This is a genomic window from Micromonospora sp. D75, from assembly GCF_018070405.1.
Taxonomy (GTDB): Bacteria; Actinomycetota; Actinomycetes; order Mycobacteriales; family Micromonosporaceae; genus Micromonospora; species Micromonospora chalcea.
Genome location: NZ_JAGPXV010000406.1, coordinates 1 through 5,431, shown reverse-complemented (window position 1 = coordinate 5,431; position 5,431 = coordinate 1). Strand labels below are relative to the sequence as shown.

4 protein-coding genes and 1 pseudogene are annotated in these 5,431 nt (G+C 75.2%); 1 reads left to right on the top strand and 4 read right to left on the bottom strand.

Features of this window, described 5'->3' with window-relative positions; translation table 11 throughout:
* The 4 genes and pseudogenes from KBX39_RS33505 to KBX39_RS21735 form a co-directional block, all read right to left on the bottom strand.
* A pseudogene (locus KBX39_RS33505) lies at positions 1–403 on the bottom strand (hypothetical protein); the annotation flags it as partial.
* Complete coding sequence (gene mvaD / locus KBX39_RS21745) at positions 400–1,440, bottom strand: diphosphomevalonate decarboxylase (protein WP_247660440.1); 1,041 nt, start codon at positions 1,438–1,440, stop codon at positions 400–402. The gene mvaD and the pseudogene KBX39_RS33505, both read right to left, overlap by 4 nt.
* On the bottom strand, positions 1,430–2,485 hold the full coding sequence (gene mvk, locus KBX39_RS21740; RefSeq protein WP_210872235.1) for a mevalonate kinase: 1,056 nt from the start codon (positions 2,483–2,485) through the stop codon (positions 1,430–1,432). Before mvk ends, mvaD begins: the two co-directional genes overlap by 11 nt.
* A complete protein-coding gene (locus tag KBX39_RS21735) occupies positions 2,485–3,573 on the bottom strand; it encodes a polyprenyl synthetase family protein (RefSeq protein WP_247660439.1) in 1,089 nt (362 codons plus the stop codon). The genes mvk and KBX39_RS21735 overlap by 1 nt, the downstream gene beginning before the upstream one ends.
* Positions 3,574–3,993: 420 nt before the next feature.
* Between KBX39_RS21735 and KBX39_RS33870 the strand changes: the two genes are divergently transcribed.
* A partial coding sequence (locus KBX39_RS33870) for an AAA family ATPase (protein WP_210872233.1) occupies positions 3,994–5,431 on the top strand: 1,438 nt, incomplete at its 3' end.

The following is a 5,431-nucleotide window of genomic DNA, read 5'->3' as shown; positions in this document are numbered from 1 at the left end:
CCGTGGCGACGCTCACCGCCCCGCTCGACCCGAGCCCGAACTTCGTCCCGGCCCGGTGCAGCCGGCTGCTGATCGCCACCCGCATCGGCAGCGGGCGCAGTCCGCGCCCGGCCAGGAGTTCACCGACCACCTCGATCGCCGAGGTCACGGCGCCGAGGTCGGCGGGCGCCGGCTGCCCGTCGTCCGCGGCGACGAGCCGGCCGCCCTGCCACCGCAGGCGCGCCCGGTCCGGGCGGAGGTCGGAGTCGACCACGAGGTGGGTGTCGGCGCCGGAGACGGTGACGTCCACTCCCCTGTCGACAGCCACCAGCAGCGCCGGGTGACCCGGCTCCAGCACCGCGTACTCACCGGCGATGAACAGCTTGCCCGGCGCGTGGCGGCGCACGACGCCCGGACCGGTCACGGCCGGCCGCCCGGGTCCGGCCGGGCCGCCGGCCCCGGTCCGGCGACGACCACGGCGCAGCCCGGCGCGGCGTCGCGCAGGGTGCCGGCCACCCGGTCGGCGTCGGCACGGCGGCAGAGCACCTTGACGTTCGGTCCCGCGTCCATCGTGGCGTAGGCGCCCACACCGTCGGCGCGCAGGCGCAGCACGCTGTCGAGCACGGCCACCGTGACCGGCGCCAGGTAGCGCACCGCCGGCCGGGCCGCCAGCATGGTGGCGTGCATGCCGAGGGCGTTGCGTTCGGCGATCTCGCCGACGGCGTCCAGGTCGCCCCGCAGCAGCGCGGTCCGCATCTCGGCCAGGTCGGCCCGGCCGGAGGCCACCCACGACGGATAGAGCGGCGAGGTCCGGACCGTCCGCCGCATCCCCTCACGGCTCGACACCGCCTTCGGCCCGGCGTCGACGATGGCGACCACCAGCACGACGTCGAACGGCGCGACCGGCACCGGCTCGGCGTAGGAGCCGAGGTCCGCGGCGGCCCCGGCGCCGGGGCCCGCGTGGCAGATCGCGAAGCCGCCGAAGACCGACCGGGAGGCCGACACGGACCCCCGCCGGGCCAGCCGGGACAGCGCGGTGGCGTCCAGGTCGAGGCCGTACGCGGCGGCGCCGGCGAGCGCGAGGGCGGCGAATCCGCTCGCCGAGGACGCCAGGCCGGCGCCGGTCGGTACGGAGTTGCGGGTGTCGACGTGGGCCCGTTCCGTGCGCCCCGCCAGTTGCCGCAGCAGGTCCAGGAAGGCGACGACGCGCTGTCGCCGCTCGCCGCCGGCGGGTGAGCCGTCGAGGACCACCTCGTCGGCCGGCGCGCCGCTGTCGATCCGGACGGTGGTGGTGGTCGGGAAGATGTCGAGCGTCATCGACAGGCTGTCGGCGTACGGGATCATGAGCTGCTCGTCGCGCTTGCCCCAGTACTTGATCAGTGCGATGTTCGGATGGGCCACCGCGGTCGCCCGCCGGTCCAGCGCCGGCGTGGACTGCTGCGTCCGGTGGTCAGTCGTCATGGCCGGCGAACCTCCCCATCGGGACGACCCAGGTGCGGACGGCGCCCGCCTGCCGGACGCCGCGCACCACCGCCGCGGACTCCCGGCGGTCCCCGGCCAGCGCGATCATGCAGCCGCCCAGCCCACCGCCACTGATCTTGGCGCCCGGGCTGCCCGCGGCGAGCACGGCGTCGACCATCCGGTCGATCCGGTCGGTGCTGACCCCCACGTCACGCAACAGCCGGTGGTTCTCGGTCAGCCGCGCGCCGAAGTCGGCGACCCGGCCCTGGAGCAGGTCGTGCGCCGCCGCCTCGGTCAGGCTGGTGACCCGGCTGACGAACTCGTCGCGCGTGCGCGGGGAGCGTTCGAAGGCGCCACGCAGCAACTCCACCGCGTCCCTGGTGCTGCCGCTGACGCCGCTGTCCGCGATGACGAGCACCGCGTCGAACCCGGCCGGGTCGGACAGCCGCGCGGAGCCCGCCATGGCGACCGGCAGTTCCCGGCCGACGCCGTCGCGGAAGATCAGCGGCGCGGTCGCGCCGGTGGCCAGCGCGTCGATGCCGCTGGCCCGGCCGTGCGCCACGTTCTCCGAGGCCTGCACCAGATCGAACACCGTGCCGGCGTCGAGACGGCGGTCGAACGCGTCCGCGAGGGCCAGCTCCGCGGCGCGGGCGCAGGCGGCGCTCGACCCGAGCCCCCGGCCCTGCGGGATCGCGCAGTCCACGAGCACGTCGACGCGCATCGGCTCGGTGACGGCGGCCCGCTGCCGGAACTCCGTCACCAGGTGCTGCAGACCGTCCGTCGGCAGCGACGTCACCTCCGGGCTCTCCAGCCCGGCGATGGCGAACGAGATCTCGTCCGGGCCGTCGCCGCCGACCCGGCGCGCCTTCGCCACGGCGGTCAGTTGCGGCACCGGGACGGCGAGCGCCGGCGCGCCGTACACGACGGCGTGCTCGCCCAGCAGGATGGCCTTGCCGTGGGCGCGGCCGGCGCCGAGGCGGACCGCTCCGTCACCCCTGTCGTCGAGGACGCGGCGGGCGACGACGGTCACCGGTTCCGTGGACATCACTGGGCCCGCTGGGTGGCCTTGATCGCCATGTCGGCGAGCTGATGTTTCGCGGGGGCGGTGGCGCTGCTGGCCTCCAGCGCGGCCAGCGCCCGGTCGGTGCGCAGCGAGATCTGCCGCTCGATCTCCTCGACCGCGCCGACGTCGCGGAAGATGCCACGGATGCGGGCGATCTCCTCGTCGGCGAGGTCGGTGCCGACCTTGGCCCGCAGGTAGGCCGCCGCGTCCGGGTCCCGTTCGTCGGCGCGCTTGAGCGCCGTGGCGAGCAGGACCGTCCGCTTGCCCTCCCGCAGGTCGTCGCCGGACGGCTTGCCCGTCACCACCGGGTCGCCGAACACGCCGAGCAGGTCGTCGCGGAGCTGGAACGCGATGCCGACGTCGGCGCCGAAGGCGCGGTAGGCGGCGAAGAGGTCGTCGTCCGCGCCGGCGATCGCGGCGCCGAACTGCAGTGGGCGCTCCACCGTGTACGAGGCGGTCTTGTACTGGTTGATGCGCAGCGCCGCGTCGACGTCCTCGCTCCGGCTGACCTGGCTGATCAGGTCGAGCAGCTGGCCGTACATGACCTCGGAGCGCACCGCCGACCATACCGGCGAGACCCGCACGTGCGCGTCGGCCGGCAGGCCGGAGGCGCGGACCAGGACGTCGGCCCAGATCAGGACCAGGTCTCCGATCAGGATGGCGGTGCCGGTGCCGAACGTGCCCGGGTCACCGGAGAAGCGCCGCGCCCGGTGCCGTTCGGCGTACGCGACATGCGCGGCGGGATGGCCGCGGCGGGTCTGGGACGCGTCGATGATGTCGTCGTGGATCAGGCCGGACGCGTGCAGCAGCTCGAACCCGGCGCAGGCGTTCAGCACCGCGCCGGCCACCGGGTCCTCCGGGTCGCCGCCGGCGCCGATCCAGCCCAGCCAGGCGAAGGCGGGCCGGATGCGCTTGCCGCCCCGCAGCACGTAGCTCTCCAGCTCGGCGACCAGGGCCGCGAAGTCGTCGCCCAGCTCGCGGGCCTCGGCGCGGCGCTCGGCGAAGAAGTCCCGCAGCGCGGCGTCGACGGGCGCCGAGTCGGTGACCGTCCCGAGATGTCCGACGGTCATGCCCGGGTCTCCCGATCGAGGCGGCATTCACCATTACACTCACGCATCTCGGACTCCCCTGGATTCGCTGGACCAGTCACGTCGAGCCGCGATCAGTCGATTCCGTTCCGGACGGTCGCGCCGGCGCGGAAACGACGCCGATCTCCCCATCGGCGCCGCCATTTCGTCCGCGCCGGCATGCCGATTCCGGCATGGCCTGACAGTAATCGCGCTCCGTCACCGTGCCCACTACTCACGCGAGTAGTGGGCGCTGCCAGCGACGTCGCCGACGAACGGCCGCAGATCCCGTATAACTGAGTAGCCCGCACCGATCCGGCGTTCAACTGTCCAGAACGGACGGTCGAACGCCCGAGGACCTCGACTCGCGGCGCGCGTCGGACGATTCAGCAGAGGGAAAACGGGATGGTCATCATGAATCGCATGGCGGGGCGCAAGCGGGAATTGTCCTCATTGGGGGAACTGCTCGACGCCACCGTGCGGGGTTCCGGCGGCTGCGTCGTGGTCGACGGGCCGTTCGGCATCGGCAAGACCCACCTGCTGAAGGTCACCGGCCTGGAGGCGGCAGCCCGCGGGCTGACAGTGGTGGCCGGGCGGGCAAGCGTCACGGACCAGCCGGTGCCCGTTCACCTGCTGGTCAATTTCCTGCGCCACGCGATGCCCGGCGAAGCGGCGGTCGAGCAGCTCGCCGTCCCGGGCGCCAACCCGTTCTGGCTGATCGACCGGGTCGGCGATCTGGTCGAGGTCGCGGCGCGCCGGCGTCCGCTCGTGGTCGCCCTGGACGACGCCCAGCGCATCGACGACGTCAGCGCCCTCGCCCTGCGCGGACTCGTGCCGCGGCTGGCGTCCTCGCCGGTGCTCTGGCTGCTGGCCCGACGGCCGGTCGCCGCCGGGTCGATCGCCCAGCACGCCGTCGACTGGCTGGCCGAGCACGTCGCGGTACGGGTACGGCTGCGCGAGCCGGGCGAGGAGGCGGTGGCCGACCTGTGCGCCGGCATCCTCGGCGCCCGGCCGGACGCCTCCGTCCTGCGCTGGGCGGCCCGCTGCGGCGGCAACCCGAAGGTGATGGAGACCGTGTTCAGCGCGTTCATCAAGGCCGGCCAGATGATCATCGTGGACGGCGCCGCGTCGGTGGTGTCCGACGGGCTGCCCGACGGTGTCCTCACCGCCGTCCACGGGCTGCTGGAGGAGATGCCGCCCCCGCTGCGGCGCCTGCTCGCGGCCGCCGGCCGGCTCGGCCACACGTTCCCCGCCGACCGGGTGACGGGCCTGCTCGACGGGCCGGCCGCCGACGTGTCCGCCGCGATCGACGAGGCGGTACGGGTCGGGCTGCTGCGGCGCGACGGCGCGGAGCTGACCTTCGCCCACCAGGTCGTCGGCGAGGCGCTTCGGCACGCCGCGTACCCGCGACCGGAGCGCGCCGAGCCCGCCACCGCGCCGGCGGCGGGCGACGTGGCGGACGGCCCGGCCCCGCGCGGGCGGCTCGGTCCGCCCCACTCCCCCGCTGGCGTACGTGTCGCCCGCTCCGCGCCGGAGGCGGCAGTGCCCGTCGCGGCGGCCGGGCCGGCGCCGCGCTCCGGCCGGTGCGGGTGCGACGAGGTGGTGGCGGAGGCCGTGTCCCACCTGGAGAACAGGTCCGCCGAGGCGCCGCGGGCGCTGGCCCGTGCGCTGCGCCTGCTGGCCGGGGCGGGACGGCCCACCGAGGCCGGCCGCCTCGCGGAGGTGATCCTGCGCCGCGACCTCCCGGCGGACGTCGAGACGCAACTCGTGCTCGAACTGGGCCACGGCATGCGGGCCGCCGGCAGCCACCGCCTGGCGGCCGGCTTCCTGCGGCGCACGCGCGCCCGCCGCGACGTGTGCG